At 69.0% G+C, this 16,184-nt stretch carries 11 protein-coding genes; 6 read left to right on the top strand and 5 right to left on the bottom strand.

Features of this window, described 5'->3' with window-relative positions; translation table 11 throughout:
* Positions 1-72: 72 nt before the first annotated feature.
* The 4 genes from ACX93N_RS05055 to ACX93N_RS05070 form a co-directional block, all read right to left on the bottom strand.
* Positions 73-1,290, bottom strand: a complete 1,218-nt coding sequence (locus ACX93N_RS05055) for a lipocalin-like domain-containing protein (RefSeq protein ID WP_459427307.1) — start codon at positions 1,288-1,290, stop codon at positions 73-75.
* A complete protein-coding gene (locus tag ACX93N_RS05060; RefSeq protein WP_459427308.1) occupies positions 1,280-3,835 on the bottom strand; it encodes an FtsX-like permease family protein in 2,556 nt (851 codons plus the stop codon). Before ACX93N_RS05060 ends, ACX93N_RS05055 begins: the two co-directional genes overlap by 11 nt.
* Complete coding sequence (locus ACX93N_RS05065) at positions 3,835-4,503, bottom strand: ABC transporter ATP-binding protein (RefSeq protein WP_459427309.1); 669 nt, start codon at positions 4,501-4,503, stop codon at positions 3,835-3,837. Before ACX93N_RS05065 ends, ACX93N_RS05060 begins: the two co-directional genes overlap by 1 nt.
* Before the next feature lie 204 nt (positions 4,504-4,707).
* The gene (locus tag ACX93N_RS05070; protein WP_459427310.1) at positions 4,708-5,568 is read right to left on the bottom strand and encodes a crotonase/enoyl-CoA hydratase family protein; all 861 of its coding nucleotides are present in this window, start codon (positions 5,566-5,568) and stop codon (positions 4,708-4,710) included.
* A gap of 160 nt (positions 5,569-5,728) precedes the next feature.
* On the opposite strand from ACX93N_RS05070, the gene ACX93N_RS05075 reads away from it, so the two are divergent.
* The 6 genes from ACX93N_RS05075 to ACX93N_RS05100 are packed head-to-tail and all read left to right on the top strand — an operon-like array spanning position 5,729 to position 13,851.
* The gene (locus ACX93N_RS05075) at positions 5,729-6,721 is read left to right on the top strand and encodes a sterol desaturase family protein (protein ID WP_459427311.1); all 993 of its coding nucleotides are present in this window, start codon (positions 5,729-5,731) and stop codon (positions 6,719-6,721) included.
* Positions 6,722-6,755: 34 nt separating this feature from the next.
* A complete protein-coding gene (locus tag ACX93N_RS05080) occupies positions 6,756-7,832 on the top strand; it encodes a DUF354 domain-containing protein (RefSeq protein ID WP_459427312.1) in 1,077 nt (358 codons plus the stop codon).
* Between the two features lie 21 nt (positions 7,833-7,853).
* Entirely contained in the window at positions 7,854-9,275 is a 1,422-nt protein-coding gene (locus ACX93N_RS05085) for an MATE family efflux transporter (RefSeq protein ID WP_459427313.1), read from the top strand.
* A gap of 15 nt (positions 9,276-9,290) precedes the next feature.
* Entirely contained in the window at positions 9,291-11,357 is a 2,067-nt protein-coding gene (locus ACX93N_RS05090; RefSeq protein WP_459427314.1) for a heparinase II/III family protein, read from the top strand.
* Positions 11,354-12,670: a glycosyltransferase gene (locus ACX93N_RS05095; protein WP_459427315.1), complete on the top strand. Its 1,317-nt coding sequence runs from the start codon at positions 11,354-11,356 to the stop codon at positions 12,668-12,670. Before ACX93N_RS05090 ends, ACX93N_RS05095 begins: the two co-directional genes overlap by 4 nt.
* Positions 12,667-13,851 (top strand): hypothetical protein, encoded by a 1,185-nt coding sequence (locus ACX93N_RS05100; protein WP_459427316.1) that lies wholly within the window; start codon positions 12,667-12,669, stop codon positions 13,849-13,851. Before ACX93N_RS05095 ends, ACX93N_RS05100 begins: the two co-directional genes overlap by 4 nt.
* 1,272 nt (positions 13,852-15,123) lie before the next feature.
* Here the strand turns inward: ACX93N_RS05100 and ACX93N_RS05105 are convergent.
* On the bottom strand, positions 15,124-16,164 hold the full coding sequence (locus ACX93N_RS05105) for a glycosyltransferase family 2 protein (protein WP_459427317.1): 1,041 nt from the start codon (positions 16,162-16,164) through the stop codon (positions 15,124-15,126).
* Between the last annotated feature and the right edge of the window lie 20 nt (positions 16,165-16,184).

Raw genomic sequence — 16,184 nt, forward strand, 5'->3', positions numbered from 1 at the left:
GCTGCAACCGGCGCGGCTTCAGGATATGCGGCCGCCCCGCAGGCTACGGTGGCAGCGTACGCGTTATCCGGTTCAGCGCTCGTAGCCGGTCATTTCCAGGTAGCCGCGGCCGACGATTTCGCCACTGTCGGGGTCCCTTACCTCGACGGCCCCCTCCCAGTAGCGCACCGCCGTTGCCATGGCCTGGTCATCCAGCAGCGCCTCGACTTCCAGTGCGAGGCCCGCAGCGGGCAGCTCAACGCCCCAGGCCACGGGATAGCGGGCGCCGCTCTCTGCCCGCCACCAGCGCAGCGGCTGGAGCCGGAAGTCGCGGACGCCCAGGGGGCGCCGCCGATTGTCGCCGGTCAGCAGCAGGCCCCCGCTGTGCGGATCACTGCTGCCGTCTTTTCTGCGTAGCTGGTAGAGCATCAGATCGGCCCCGCTGTCGAGCTGCAGGGAAAACCAGTCCCAGCCGGCCTGGCCGTCGCCGAGGGCGCTGGTGCTCCATTCGCGGTCCAGCCAGGATTGGCCGGTGACGGTCTTTGCTTCGCCGGCCACGGTGATGGTCCCGCGGGTCGCCAGCCGCGTGATCGAGTAGTAGTAGGAGGCATTGCCCGGCTCGGCGCTCTTCTGGCTCAGGCCGCCATCGCCCTGCAGCACCGGCGCCCGCAGGGGCTCTAGAGAAAGCGCGAGCTCGAAGGCGTCGGTCTCTATGGCGAGCTGCCAGGGGAAGCGCCCACCGTCGCCGCCGCTGAGCGTCCAGTCCTCAAGCCAGACACGGAAAGGCTGCACCTGCTGCCCGGCGAGGCCGAGAGCATCGCGCGCAAAGCGCTCCCGGTGCCAGTGGCGCCCGCCATCGATCGCGGTAATGGCGACATGAGCCATCCACAGCTGCCGCGCGGCCCAGGCCGATGGCCGCTCTGGCCCCGGCGGCGCCAGGGCAACGCGGAAGAAGGTCACCTGGTAGCCGAAGCGCTCGCCGCTCTCCGCAGCGAGCTGCCCGGTGAAATACCACCACTCGTTGCGGAAGTCCGGGTGGGCGTTGTGGTCCTCGGGAAAGCGGAACTGGCGTGGCTCACGGGCGCGGGCGAAGCCTGCCGTCGCCTCGCCGCCGAGGGCGCTGGCGACGTCGAGCCCGCCCGCCGGTGGCCTCGCCTCGCAGCCGGCGAGCAGGGCAGCCAGGAGCAGGCCGGCGGCGCGTAGTGCCCCTTGTGCTGCAGTCGCCGGAAGGGCGCCGGCCAGCGCTCCTGAGCAAGCGCTTCGCGGCGTGCCCAGCATGCGCGTCCCGATAGCGTCTTTCTCACGGTGCATAGAGCGCCTCGCGCAGCTCGGCCCCGGCCAGGCGGCGGGCCGGCCACAGCGCGGCGAGGGCCGCGGCGGCCACGGCCAGCAGGATTGAGTGGACGATGATCGCCGGGTCGATGTGCATGGCGAGGGACCAGCCGAAGGAGCGGCGGTTGATCACGTCGATGAGCAGCAGCGACAGCGCGCCGCCCAGGGGCAGCGCCAGCAGGCCGGCGAGGAGCCCGCTGGCACCGGCCTGGGCCAGGACCAGGGACAGCAGCTGCCGCGGCGTTACGCCGGTGGCCCGGAGCACGGCGAATTCCCGGCTGCGCTCGAGGAACAGCGCCATGAGCGCGCTGAGGATGCCGACGAAGGCAACGATGATCACGAGCGCGCGCAGCACCTCGGTGATGACGAAGGTGCGGTCGAAGATCGCGAGTGAGCGCTCGCGGATTGCGCGATTGGAATTCACCTGCAGCGTCACGCCTGCCGCCTCCCCCAGGGCGAAGATGCGCTGGCGTGCCGCCTCGGGGTCTGCGCCTGCGGTGAGGGTGAGTGCGACGCTGGAGAAGGCCCGGTCCGGCCAGTGCGCCTCGTACAGCGCCCGCGGCAGCACCGCCGCGCCGTAGGAACTGGCGAAGTCGCGGTACACGCCGCGCACGGGCAGGGACAGCGGCCCGCCGGGGCTGGCCAGGGTCACCGTGCTGCCCACCGCCAGGCCGCGGCGCTGCGCCAGCGGCTCGGACACGAGCACGCCGTCTGCCGCTCCCAGGGTTTTCCCCGTGGCGCCCGGCGGGCCGGCGACCAGCTCGAAGCTGTGCGGCGCGATGCCGGTGGGGCCAAGAACGAGCACGCGCAGCGGTTCACCATCCACCTGCACCGTCCGCTGCCGGGCGGGGGATAACGCGGCGACCGCGGGCAGGGCGGCCAGCCGCTGCTCCCAGTCCGGAGCCAGCTGCGCGCCCTCGCCTTCCCGGTATACGTAGAGATCGCCCTTGAGCGTGGTGTCCAGCCAGCCGGCGACGCTGCCGCGGAAGGAGCCGATCATGATGGCGACGCCCACCGTGGCTGCGACGGCAATCGCCAGCGCGGTGACTGCCGGGCCGGTGTGCGGTAGCGCACTCTGTACACCGCGCAATGCAAGCGTTGACGCGACGCCGCTGCGCCGGGGCATGGCGCGCAACAGGCCGGCGAGGAGCGCCCGCAGCAGCGCGGGGCAGAGCAGCGCATAGCCGGCGATGAGCAGGAACAGTGCGGTGAAGCCGGCCAGGAGTGACCGCTCGGACACGGCGAGCAGCAAGGGACAGCCGGCGAGCAGGGTGAGTCCCGCGAAGACGGCGGCGCGCCCCGAGCCCGCCGCCGCAACGGCCCCGCCTGTCTGCACGAGCGTCGCTGGCGCCGTCCGCGCCGCCTCGCGGGCAGGGGCCAGGGTCGCGGCCAGTACCGCGCCCAGGGTTACGGCCAGTGCGCCAAGCAGCTCCGCCGCCGCGATGTCCGGGCGCGCCGGTTCGATGGCGACGTAGAGGTCGGAGACCGTCCTCGCTACCAGCGTGAGCAGGCCCTGGCCCAGCGCCAGGCCGAGGACAAGGCCCAGGAGGCCGCCGGCAAGGCCGAGCGCGAGACCCTCGAGGAGGAGCCGCTGGAACAGCTGTCTGGGTGTCGTCCCGATCATGCGCAACACGGCGAAGGTGGCGCGGCGCTGGACCACGGCGAAAGCCATGGTGTTGTACACCAGGAAGGCACCCACCAGCATGGCTAGCAGGCTCATGGCCGTGAGGTTGGTGCGGAAAGCGCCGGTCATCGCGTCGAAGGTCTCGCGCTGGTCCGCATAGCGTGACAGCACCACGCCTGCCGGCAGTCGTTTGCGCAGGGCGGCTGCTTCGCCGGCATCGAGGCGCAGCTGGATGCGGTCGAGTTCCCCGGGGCGGCCTGCGAGTTCCTGCGCCGTGGCGATGTCGGCGATGAGCGCATCGCCCAGCCAGTCACCGGCGTCGGCTTTGAAGCGGCCGAGCGGGCGGAGCGTCACCGGCCTGCCGTCGATCTGTGCCAGCGCGGGCTCGCCGGGGCTCAGCGCGGCCTCCGCCGCCAGCGCCCCGGGAACAAGGACGGCCCCGGGCTCCGTGAGCAGCTGCGACAGCGCCGCGCCGCGCAGCGCGGGTACGCCGCTGCCCGGGGGCAGGGCGAAGGGGTCGATGCCCACCAGGTCGACACGATACCCGCCGGCGCTGTTCGCACCGACGCTGCTCTCATCGACACTGCTCTCACCAAGCGTAAGCCGCACCCTTAGAACGGGCAGGGCGGGGGGCGTCCACGGGGCGAGGCGGAGCCGGCGGTAGAGGGACTCATCGAGGGCACCCTGGACGGCCTTCAGTTCATGGGTCATGGGGCCGGCGAGGGCCGCGAGGGAGCGGTCGAAGGACAGTGTGGCGGCCCGCGTCGCCAGGGCGACGGCGACGATCACGGCGGCACCGAGGGCGATCCCGAGCAGTGCGAGCAGCAGCTGCAGCGGGTGCTGGCGGTAGAAGCGAAGGCTGGCCGCCAGCGGCAGGCGGCTGGTCCTGGCGCTGGCCATCACGCGGGCACTACCCGGCCCTGTTCCAGGCGCAGCACCCGGTCGGCGTGGCGGGCCACCGCATCGCTGTGAGTGACGACCAGCAGCGCGCCTCGCCCCCGGCGGGCCCGGTCCAGGAGCAGCGCGAGCACCCGCTCGCCGGTCTCCGGATCCAGGCTGCCCGTGGGTTCGTCGGCGAGCACCAGGTCCGGCTCGTGGACCAGGGCCCGGGCGATGGCGACCCGCTGCTGCTCGCCGCCGGAGAGGCGGTCCGGGAAGCTCCCCGCCCGCGCCGCCAGCCCCACGGCGGCAAGCGACGCAGTGACCCTGGCGCCGGCCTCGTCGGTGCCCGTGGCGAGCAGGTCCAGGGGCAGGCGTATGTTCTCTGCCGCCGTTAGCGTGGGCACGAGCAGGAAGCGCTGGTAGACAAAACCCAGGTGCTGCCGGCGGAACACGGTGCGCTCGGGTTCCGCCAGCTGTGTGATATCGCGGCCGCCGATCACCAGCGACCCTGCCTGCGGGCTGTCGATGGCGCCGAGTAGATTCAGCAGCGTCGACTTGCCGGAACCGGAGACGCCGAGCAGCGCGACGCACTCACCTGCCGCCAGTGACAGGTCCACGCCACGGAGAAGCTCGTGCTCGCTGCCGCCTTCGCGGAAGCGGTAGGTCAGTCCTGTTGCCTCGAGCATGGCGGCCTCCGCGGTGAATGCTGAAAAGACGACCAGGGCGGGAGCAGAACCTGGCGCAGAGGGATCGAAGGCGTCAATGGTAGCCGAATGGTGCGGCGTCCGCCGGTGCCGGGTTCGGGCCTGCGCCCGCGGCGGCGCGGGCCCGCCGAGGTCCCCTGCCGGGAACTGGTCCCGGAGGGGCGGCTGTCGCGTTGAGCCGCCGGCTCAGTCGGGCAGCCGCTTGTCCACGCCCGGGGCGATCGGCGCCCCGGAGTCACGCTCGCGCACGGCCTCCCTGAAGCCCACGGCCTGGGCGCGCTCGCGGAACCACAGCCCCTCCGGGGAGTGGCGGGCGATACCGTCGAAGAAATTGGCGAAGCGCTGCGTGTTCACGAGCCCCATGGCCTCGTAGGCCTGGTTCACGGCCAGCTTGCTCATCATGAGCTGGTTCTTCGGCACGCCCTTGATGCGGTCGCAGAGCCGGGCGACCGCCGCGTCCAGCTCTTCGGCGGGCACCGCCTCGTGCACGAGGCCGATGCGGACGGCCTCGCTGCCGCTGATCAGGTCGCCGGTGAAAAGCATGCGCTTGGCCTGCTCGATGCCCAGCCGATAGACCCACATCATGGTGGTGGGGATGCCCCAGACCCGGGCCGGCGGGTAGCCGATGCGGGCGTCCTCGGCCATCACGATCAGGTCGCAGCAGAGGGCGATGTCGCTGCCGCCGGCCGCCGCGGCGCCGTGGATCTTGCAGATCGTGGGTTTTCTCGCCCGCCACAGGGCCATGAAGTCATCGGTGTTCCCCGCCATCAGCGCGTAATCGACGGTCGGGTCCCAGGGCATGGCCTGGGAGCCGGGCACTTCGCCCTCGGCCTCGGCGTAGCGCTCGAGATCGTAGCCGCCGCAGAAGCCCTTGCCGGCGCCGCAGAGAACGATGACGTGGACGTCCGGGTCGGCGTCGGCCTGTTCGACGGCCGCGCGCAGTTCGCGGGGCAGGGCGTCGTTGATGGCATTGAGCTTGCCGGGCCGGTCCAGCGTGATGGTGGCGACGCGGTCATCGACTGCGTAGCGAAGGGTGGTAAAAGCCATGATAGCTCTCTCGGTTGCCGGTTCGGCACCCATTGTCGCCCTGGCGGCGGCGGGGGTACAGGGCACGGCCGACCTGCTTTGACGACAACTGGCGCAGCTACGATATTAGGCGGTCACTTCGGATAAACGCCGTGGGCGGGGTCTTCCTGGAGGTGCAGCAATGAATGGCTCGACCGTGTCGTCTGGCGCTCTTCCCGACACGCCCCCGGTACTTTCTGCCCTTGCCCTCGCTGTTTGGGCGCTGGTCGGTGCAGTCTCCGTGTTCCTGGCCACCCAGTCGGTCGAGGATCTCCCCCTGCTGTCGCGGCTGCTGGCGCCATTGCGCGAACACGTGGGCGCCGACAAGGCCATGTTTTCGCCGCTCGCCTACTTCATCCTCTTCTCCATGGTCTGGGTCCTGGAGGCAAAGCTACCCGCCGAGCGGCGCCGGCAGCCCGTGGCGAATTTCGTACAGGATTTCAGCTGGTACCTGGTGACGATGGCGTTCCGCATCACCCTGCTGGCCGCCTACACCTCGCTGCTCTTTGCCGCCTACCAGCAGTACCTGTCCTGGATGACGATCGATGCCGCAGCCAGCTGGCATCCGCTGACACGCTTCGTCGTCGCCGTGCTCGTGGCGGACTTCTTCCGCTGGTTCGCCCATTACCTGATGCACAAGGTGCCGCTGTTCTGGGAATTCCATGCCCTGCATCACTCCCAGACAGAGCTGAATATCTTCACCGACGCGCGCGTGCATCCCTTCGAACGGATTATCGCCGGTTCCATCAAGTTCCTGCCGGCGATGATGCTCGCCAACGCGCTGCCGGTCCTGGTCGCCTGGGCGGTGTTCGAGACGATCTACCCGAAGTTCTATCATGCGAATGTCCGGATCAATCTCGGCCCGCTGCGCTACCTGCTGGTCACGCCGCAGTCTCACCGGGTTCATCACGGGCGCGACGAACCCTATCGTGACAAGAATTTCGGCTTTACCTTTTCCATCTGGGACTGGCTTTTCGGGACGCAGTACCGCGATCACACCGTCTACCCGGAAACCGGCATCCCGGACAGCGAGTTTCCCGCTGCCCCGGGGCGCGGCCCGTTCTCGCTGGCCAGCAACCTGGTTCGACAGTTCATCTATCCCATCAAGCGGGCGCTTTCCCTTGCGGCCCGCTGACCGGCCGCCTCCCTCCCCGGGCAGCAGAGGGGCGGTGCCCCAGGGTCGCAGGCCACTGCGTGTGCTGATCGAGGTGGTTCATCCTGCGGATGTGCTGTTCTTCCTCAACCCGATCAGGCAGCTGCGAGCGGCCGGTCACGACCTGCGGATCGCCTCACGGGACAAGGACGTCACGCTCGACCTTCTGCGCGAACTGGAGCTGTCCAGCCGCTGCCTGTCGCGGGCCGGAAAGGGGCTGCCGGGGCTGGCGCTGGAGCTGCTTCTGCGGGACATCGCGCTCCTGCGCTTTGCCAGGGAATTCCGGCCCGACGTGATGTGCGGCTTCGGTGGCGTGGCGCTATCACACGTCGGGCGCCTGCTGGGGATACCGGCCATAGGCTTTTACGATACGGATCACGCCGTGCTGCAACAGCGCCTGACGCTGCCCTTCATCGGGTGGCAGTACGTCCCCGAGGTCTACGACGGGCCCATCGCGAGGGGGCGAACCACGCGTTTTGCCGGCGTGAAGGAACTGTCCTACCTGCATCCGGATAACTTTCAGGCCGACCGGCGGCGGGCAGAGGCAGTGGGCCTCGATCCTCGCGCGCGCAACTTCCTGGTGCGGGTGGTCAGCTGGAACGCGAACCACGATGTCGGCGCGCGTGGCTGGGGCAGCGCGAAGCTCCGCGCCGTCGTCGAGCATCTCGCGGCGCGCGGGCGCGTGCACCTGTCCGCGGAAGGCGAACTGCCGGCGGAGTTCGAAGCCCTGCGCTATCGAGGTGGCACGTCCGATTTTCATCACCTGCTGGCGCACTGTGACCTCTACGTCGGTGAGAGCGCGACGATTGCGACCGAGGCCTTCGTCCTGGGGGTCCCGGCGATCTACGGTGTGGATGACCGGCGCTGCTATATCGATGCACTGATCCGGGACAGGCTCCTGGTGAACGTGACAGCAGCGGAAACCGGGCCCCTGGTCGCCGCCATCGACAGCTGCCTGTCCGGTGATCTCGAGGCCTGGCGCCAGCGCCGCGAGCGCTGGCTGCAGGCTCATGACAACCTCGCGCCCTACATCGTGGATGCTATCCTGCAGCACGGCTACCGGAGGAGGCTGCCGGACGCCGTGGCGGCCTGAGCAGCGCGGCCGGGTACGGGCTTGGACAAGCGACACTCACTCACTTTTGACCTGGCTCTGTGGAACGGCGCGGCCCTGGCCCTGGCCCGCAGCTACCATGTCGGGCTGCGCATCGTTTTCATCTACCTGCTGGTGGAGCAGATCGGCGTGCAGGCGTACGGGTTCTACGCCTACGCGCAGAGCTGGTATGTCCTGCTCCTCCCGCTCGCTGCCTGGGGCGGGAACGAACTGCTCATCAGCGGCCTGATCAGCAGGTCGGACGACGAGCAGCATCGCTTCGCCGGCACCGCCCTTACCCTGCGCCTGGCACTCGGTGCTGCCAGCGGCCTGCTGATCGTGGTGATCGCCCTTGCCGCCGAAACCCGGCACGATCTCGCGCTGCTGATGCTGGTGTTCTCGCAGGCAGTGTTCGTGAGGGGCCTTATCGGCCTGGTCACGTCACTGTTCACAGCCCGTGGACGAAGCATCGAGTGGATACGCCTGTCCGTCTTCTTCATGACCCTGGAAGTCGTGCTGGTGCTGTGGTTTGCGGGTACCGGCGCTGCACTTTACGAGCTGGCGCTGCTGCAGACACTCGTTTGGTGGGCCACGCTGCTCACGGGCGCGCGATTCTACGCTGCGCGCTATGCGCCGGTGCACCCGCGGTGGGATACCGGGCTCGCCGGCTGGTTCCTGCGCGAGGGCGCGCTGGTTGGGCTGGCGAGCTTCCTGATCCTGGCGCTCACTCCCGGCCTGCTGCTGGCCTATCGTTACCTGGCGCCGCAGCTGGGGGACCTGGGTCCGGTCGCGCTGGTGCTGCAGGTGTTTCTCATCCTCCAGCAGTTTCTCACGCTGGTAACAAATGCACTGCTTCCCGCGCTGGAGCGCCCGTCAGGCAACCGTAGCGGCAACCTGGCCGGTTTTTCCGCGACCGCGTTGAGCCTGGCCCTGTGCGCCGCCGGTGCGCTCTCCATGGCGCTGCGGGTCGTTATTCCGCGGGTGCTGGCGAGCCTTGATCCGACACCTTTCGACGGGGCGCTGTTGCTGCTGGCCGAACACGCATGGATACTCGTTCCCGTGCTCGTCATGCAGGTATTCCAGCCGGTCCTGATTGCGAGCGGCCGGGGGATCGGCTTCCTCACGGCCGTCGCCAGCGGCTATGCCCTGGCACTGGCTTACATGGTTTTAGTGAGTGCCGCGGGGACCCTGGTTCCCGCCGCCGTTTTTCACGCGATGGGTATGGGTATGGGGGTGGTTGCGGCTATCGAGCTGCTGTGGTGCTGGCGCGCCGGCGCTTTCGACCCCCGCGATCGGACCGGGCTGCCCGTCGCCGCCGCCCTGCTCGCCGCCAACGGCGCCGCGTGGGTCGCCGCCGAGACCGTCTCTCCCCTGCTTGCGGCCATCCTGGTTCCCCTCTTTGCCGTCCTTGGATGGCGGCAGTTGCAGCTGCTGAGGGCGCTGTAGGTGCCGGGGGCGGGAGTGCGACGTCTGCTCTATCACCTGCGCGTCTCGCCGGCGGACTATCTTTTCCGCCAGGCGCTGCAGCGGTGGCCCTCGGCAAAAATCGCCGTGCCGCGGATGCCGCGTTCGCTGCAGCCCGCGGAGCCCGCGGATTTTCCCGGCGACCTCGCGGATTCTATCCGGCGGGCCGCTAACCCGCCGGCTCCGGAAGCGCTGGCGTGCCGGATCGCGGCACTGCTCGAGCACCGTTTCGACGTACTCGGCAGCGGTTGGCTGCGGGCCGGCTACGGGGACGAGTCACCGGGTCTCGAGGGCCATCGTTATGCGCAGAGTGCCCCCCTGGATACCGATCCCGTGGACGGGAGCTGGCTGGCGGCGGTCGTCGGCGCCGACCAGCTGGCGGCCAGCCGCGCGGCCTGGGCACGGGCGATGGCGATCGCGCCCGGCTACCGGCCAGTCGACTGGCAGCGTGACCTGGTTTCCGGCTTCCGCTGGTCCGCCAGGGTGGACGCACGCCGGCAGTTCCGGCTGCACCGTGGCCGGCCCGGTGCCGACCCGGTCCGGCCGATGGAGCTGGGCAGGCTGCTGCACCTGACAGAGCTGGCCGCCTGCGCCTGCATGGGACGCGCGAGCGCCGGGCAGCTCGCGACGGAGTACCAGGCGCAGGTACTCGATTTTGCCGCGGCCAACCCGCCGGGCATGGGAATCCAGTGGAGCTGTGCGCTGGACGTGGGGGTGCGCACGGCCAACCTGGCGATGAGCTACTGGCTCTTCAACGCGATCGACGGCGGCGCACTGCTCGATGACGATTTCCGGCGCCGTCTCGCCGCGCAGCTCTGGGAGCACGGGCATTTCCTGCGGCGAAACCTGGAGTGGAATGGCGGCAACACCGGAAACCATTACCTGGGGGGGCTGGTCGGGCTGCTGTTTGCGGCGGTCTTTTTCCGCGGCAGTGCGCCTGCCGGGGAATGGGCGGCGCACGTGTTCGGCGCGCTGGACCGGGAGCTCTCCCGCCAGTTCCTGCCGGATGGCGGGCATTTCGAGGGGTCTTCGACCTACCACGCCTTTTGTACCGAGCTGCTGTTGTGGTCCCTCCCTCTCGCGGTCCGCGCGGGGGCGGACCGCTCCCTCCAGGACAGGATCGGCGCCGTGGTGGGCAGGGCGCTGGGCCTGGTGAAAGCCCTGCGTACACCACGGGGCGACTTGCCACAGTTCGGTGACTGTGACTCGGCGCACCTGTTTCGTTTCCTGCCGCGCGGGGAACTGTCCACCCGCCGCCGCGCGGCGGACCGCTATCTCCATCTTCGCCACCACGGTGATGCGGACGATACACCCTTCTTCGACGAGAACACGCTGGATTTCAGCGACCTCACGGACACGGTGCGCGATGGCACCGTGCCCAACCTGTGCTTTCGTGCCCTCGCCGGTGCGGAGCGGGCGCCCGCGCTCCTCGAGGCCATGGCACCGCCGACCGCGCCCTGCGCCGGGTCGGTGCCGCAGCGTGTCGCGCACGGGTTTGCCGCCCTTGCCTATGCGCTGGAGACGCACTTCGGGTCCCCGGCCGATCTCCTCGACGGGCTTGCCTGGAGCGTCTTCGAGGATTCCGGTCTCTATATCGCGCGCTCGCCGGCGCTGTACCTTGTGCTTACCGCTGCCTGCAGCTCACAGCTGAAGCACAACCTTTCGCACAGCCACAACGACAGGCTGGGCGTGGAGCTGTACTTCGGGACCGCCCCTCGGTTGCGTGACCCGGGGACCTACCAGTACACGGCGCTGCGGAAACGGCGCGATGATTTTCGACGCACCCGCGCACATAATGTCCCGCGGGTGGCGGGCTTTGAGCAGAACAGGTTCGTCGATACGTTCATCAGCTACCCGGACGTGCGTTGTGAGCTGCTGCAGCTGGAGCCGCGCAGGTTGCGCGTTCGGGCGAGCTATCGCGCTATCGTGCAGGAGCGGGAGGTCGAGATCGGGCATCGACAGGTGACCATACGGGACTATTGCAACCGCCCCTTCGAGCAGGCCTGGAACGCGTCGGGGGAGTACTCGCCCGGCTACGGCAAGCTGCGGGTGAACGACCTGTGAAAACCGCGGTACTGGTGACCTACCACTGGCCGCCCAGCGGCGGTGCCGGTGTCTACCGCTGGCTGAAGATGGCGAAATACCTCCCGGATTTCGGCTGGAACGTCGTGGTGCTGACGCCGGCCAACCCGGAGCGGCCGGTGCTCGACGAGTCCCTGCTGCAGGATGTGCGTGGCGATCAGCGCGTGCTCGAGCAGCGCGTCTGGGAGCCCTACGGTGTCTACCGATTGCTGACGGGCCGCCAGCGGGACGCGCGCGTCTATTCCGGTTTCATCCGCGAGGACCGCAGCAGGGACACCCGGGTCGTCGATGGCCTTGCGGCCTGGGCGCGAGGCAACCTGCTGATACCCGATCCGCGCCGCTTCTGGGTGCGCCCGGCGGTGCGGCTCCTGCGGCGCGAACTGGCGTCGCTGCAGGCGGACGCGCTGATTACGAACGGTCCACCCCACAGCGTTCACCTGATCGGCCTGAAGGTCGCCGCTGCTACCGGGAAACCGTGGATAGCCGATTTCAGGGATCCGTGGACCCGCGTCCACTTCTCCTACAAGCTGCGCCTTACGCCGCCGGCACGCTGGCTCCATGCCCGGCTGGAGCGGCAGGTGACGCAGCGCGCCGCGCGGGTCGTTACCGTGTCCCGCATCTGGGCCGAGCAATTCGAGGAGATCTCCGGCCGTTCCGTGGAAGTCATCCCGAATGGCTTCGATCCCGCGGATTTTCCGGCAGAGGCCATGAGCGATGGCGAGCCGCTCACGATCAGCTACTTTGGTTCCATGGGGGTGGATCGCAATCCCGCGGTGCTTTGGAAAGCGCTGGCGGCCCTGCGGCGCAAGGAGGCGGCCGGCGCGGACCGGATCCGCGTGCGCCTGTACGGTGCCGTCGACGGCACGGTCCGCGCGTCGGCAGAGGCGCATGGTGTTGCGGACCAGGTCGAGCTGTGTCCCTATCTGCCCCACCGGGAGGCGGTCGACGCCATGCGTCGGACATCATTGCTGTTACTGGTCGTCAATCGTGAACGCGATGCGGAGGGTGCGGTCCCGGGCAAGCTCTACGAGTATTTCGCCTCGCGCCGGCCGACGCTGCTCATCGGGCACGAGCAGGGTGATGCGGCGCGCATTCTCCGGGAGTGCGAAGCGGGCTGGGCGACCGGTTACGAGAGTGAAAAGGAGGTGAGCTCCGTGCTCCGGCGACTGCTGGCGACGCCCTGGCTCGACGCGATAGGCGATGCCGGTATCGACGCGTACTCGCGCCGGTCCCTCGCCGGCCGCTACGCCGCGCTGCTGGATGCGACCGTCGCGGCGGAGGCTCCGCGTTCTTGAGGGTGCCGTCGACAGTCCGTGCGGGCCCGCACTTCGCCTTTGCGGCCGCCATCGCCGCTGTTGCCCTGGTGGCGGCCGCGTTGCTGCTGGCCGCCCTGGTGGTGCTGCACCGTGCGGATGGCCCCGGCACCCGCTTAGACGCCCCGCTCGATGAGGCCGCCGTCCGCGTCGGCCAGCTCGTCGACCGCGGAAAGGGCAGTGTGCGGGTCGCCCTGGACGCGACCGGGAATGCGCTGCTTACCCTGCCGGTGGCGGGGGTGGCGGCGGATTCGCATCCGACGCTCAGCCTTTGCTTCGCGGGGCCGCCGCCGGACCGCATCCTGCTTTCCGCCGAGACCGCCGATCGTGCCGGGGCTGCGCGCCTCGGCGTCCTGGGTTCCACCCGCGGTGGTTGTGCCACGGCCTATCTCGGGCGCGCAGAGGGTTGGAGCGGCGCCCTTAAGGCAATCCGCCTGGGTCTTGGAGGTGAGCCGCATGGCGTCGTCGAACTGACCTCCGTGAGCCTCAATCCGCCCGGGGTGACGGCCCTGTTCGCGAACCTCGCCTGGGCGTGGACGCAGGTCCGGTCCTGGGCACTGCGCGCCAATAATGTGGCCGTCTCGGCTGCCACGGACCTCGTGTACGCGGCGCCGAATGTCGCGGTCGGCGCGCTCGCGATCCTCGCCGCGGCGCTGGCCCTGTTGCTGGCCCGCCTCCCCGGAGCCTCGCGCAGCGGCGTGCTCGCCGCCGGCCTCTCGGTGCTCTGCTGCTGGCTGCTCCTCGACGCGCTGTGGTTGCACCAGCAGGCTTTTACCGCGCGGGAAGCCTTCGACCGCTACGGGCCCGGGCGCGATGGGCCGCGTCCGGTCGCCAGTGATGACGCGCCCTACGTACGCGTTGCCGAACGCGTGGCCGACGCGCTGGGTGATGATCATGGCAGCCGCATCCTGGTCGCCAGCGCCAGCGACTTTGCCGGGATGCGCACGGCCTATCACCTCTACCCCCGGAACGTCTACTGGCGACGTGACCACGAGCTGCCGGAACCGCGCTTCCTGCAGCAGGGTGACTATCTCCTGCTCCTGGCGCCGACCGCTCATCGTGTCGCGGACGGGCGCCTGACCTATCCGGACCGGTCGCTGCTGGGCCCGCCCGTGGCACCGGTTTTCGTGGGCCGGGGCTCGGCGCTCCTGAAAGTGCGGTGACCATGGCTCAGCTGGCTGCCTTGCTCGTTCTGTTGCTGCCGCTGGCGGGCGGCGTCTGCCTCTCGCGGTATGTCTTCCGCTACCGTATGCCCGGCGCGGGCCCCGCCACCTGGGGCTACGGCCTGTTGCTCGGCCTGCTCGGGGCGACCCTGCTCCTGCGCCTGCTCGACGTCGCCGGTCTCGAGCTGCGTCCCCCGGCCTTCATTGCCGCTGGCTTCCTGTTGCTCCTGCCCTGTGGCGCCCTGGCGATGAAGTTCTCGGGGCGTTATTCATCCGCACCTCCGCCTGCGGATCAGCGCCTGTCCGCGCCGCAGATGCTGGCCTTCGCCTGTCTCGCTGCCCTGACGCTGCTGCATATCGCCCTGGCGTCGACGGAGGCGTTCACCCGCCCGGTTTTCGGCTGGGACGTGACCATGCACTGGGCGACCAAGGCCCGCGTCTGGTACGACCAGGCCCGCCTCGTGCCTTTCGTCAGCAACAAGGAATGGCTGGCCCGCGGCGTCGGGGCGGGCGTATTCACGGATCACCACCCGGGCTACCCGCCGACCATCCCGCTGCTCCAGCTGTGGATTGCGATCGCCGGCGGACACTGGGACGAGGTGGCGGTAAACGCGGCCTGGCCCCTGTTCGCCATCGCCCTGGCACTGATCTTCTACGGCCAGGGACGGCAGCTCGGTGCCTCGCCCTTGACGTCCATCTGCTTTACCTATCTCCTCATGTCCCTGCCCCTGGTCAACGCCCACGTGGCGCTTGCCGGCTACGCCGATCTGCCGCTGGGGGTGGTGTACCTCGCGGCCCTGGGGGCACTGCTGAAGGGCTTGAAGGATCGTGACCTCCGGGTCCTGGCGCTGGCACTTTTTCTCGCCGTCATGATGACGCAGCTGAAGCACGAGGGGTTCTTCTGGGCGCTGACCCTGCTGCCCCTCGTGGCCGTTTACACAATGCCGCGCAGGCTGGTCTTCGGCCTGTTGCTGGCGGCGGGGCTGGCGGTGATACCCGTGGTGCTGTTCTTCCCCCGGGACCTCACCGTGGCGGGCCACAGCCTGGAGACGCTCCAGATCGCCTACGACGGGCGCGCCGCGCCGGCGCTGTTGTTCCAGTTCGTTCTCAATATCTGGCACCTGCTGGCGCTGGTAGTGGCGGGGGCCGGTGTGCTCTACCTGGTTCGCGCACGGCAGGACCTGGCGCTGACGGCGCTGGCCAGCGCGCTGGCTGCCGCCGTCTTCCTCTACCTGTTCCTGTTCACGTCGACACGCTTTTCCTACGGTGCCGTCAACCTGACTGCGTCTCCCCGGGTCGGCCTGCACCTGGTGCCGGCGCTTCTGTTTTTCGCGATGCTGGTGTGGCAGCGGACGGCAGCTCGCTTTCGAGAACCCGCTCCAGTTCCATCCGGCGAATCCGCTCCAGTCCACTCTCGAGAAGCTTCCGGTTCTGGGAAATGAGATCGGAGAGCAATCCGGTCACGAACAGCATGAAACCCAGGATCAGCAGTACGCCACCCAGGACCAGCGATTGCACGTGCCCGGCGCCGCTGCCGACCACATAGAAATAGAGGAAGCGCAGGACTGGGAGCAGCCCGCTAGCGGACACGACGGCGCCGAGCATGAAGAAGAAACGCATCGGCCGGTACATGGCGTACATGCGGATCATCGTGGTGGCCTGCAGGGCGATGAACCAGGGTGTGCTCTTGAACAATCTCGGTGGCCGGGTCACCGTATTGGTGCGCACCGGTACCGATTCGAGCTTCAGCCGCTTGTTGCCCGCCTGGATGATCATTTCCGTTGTGTAGCTGAAGCGTGACAGGATCGTCAGTCGCAAGGCAGCCTCCCGGGACAGGGCACGAAAACCGGACACCGCGTCCGCTATCTCCGCCCCGGCCAGGGAACTGACGACTGAGCTGCCGAGGCCCTGCAGCCAGGTCTTCACCGGGCCGAACTGGCGCTTCCTGCTCACCTGCCGATCCCCGATTACGATATCCGCGCGGCCGTCGATAATGGGCTCGACAAGGCATGGGATGTCCGCACCGCAGTACTGGTTGTCACCATCGGTGTTGACGATGATGTCAGCGCCCATGCGCAACGCCGTCTCCATGCCGGTCTGGAAACTCGCCGCCAGGCCCTGGTTGTACTTGTGCCTAACCACCCGGGTGGCCCCGTGCTCGAGGGCTACGCGGGCGGTTTCGTCGGTGCTGCCATCGTCGATGACCAGGACCTCGAGGCTGTCGAAGCCCGCCACGCTGCGCGGCAGGTCGGCCAGCGTCTGCGGCAGCGTGTCCGCTTCGTTCAGGCAGGGGATCTGGATAACCAGCTTCATCGGTGTCCGCTGAACGTGTC

The sequence above is a fragment of the Pseudohaliea sp. genome (genome assembly GCF_054552115.1).

Excerpts from the sequence above, each read along its gene's own strand:
- ACX93N_RS05070 (WP_459427310.1), bottom strand. The coding sequence starts at position 5,568 with ATGGCTTTTACCACCCTTCGCTACGCAGTCGATGACCGCGTCGCCACC.
- ACX93N_RS05055 (WP_459427307.1), bottom strand. The coding sequence starts at position 1,290 with ATGCACCGTGAGAAAGACGCTATCGGGACGCGCATGCTGGGCACGCCG.
- ACX93N_RS05105 (WP_459427317.1), bottom strand. The coding sequence starts at position 16,164 with ATGAAGCTGGTTATCCAGATCCCCTGCCTGAACGAAGCGGACACGCTG.
- ACX93N_RS05065 (WP_459427309.1), bottom strand. The coding sequence starts at position 4,503 with ATGCTCGAGGCAACAGGACTGACCTACCGCTTCCGCGAAGGCGGCAGC.
- ACX93N_RS05060 (WP_459427308.1), bottom strand. The coding sequence starts at position 3,835 with ATGGCCAGCGCCAGGACCAGCCGCCTGCCGCTGGCGGCCAGCCTTCGC.
- ACX93N_RS05075 (WP_459427311.1), top strand. The coding sequence starts at position 5,729 with ATGAATGGCTCGACCGTGTCGTCTGGCGCTCTTCCCGACACGCCCCCG.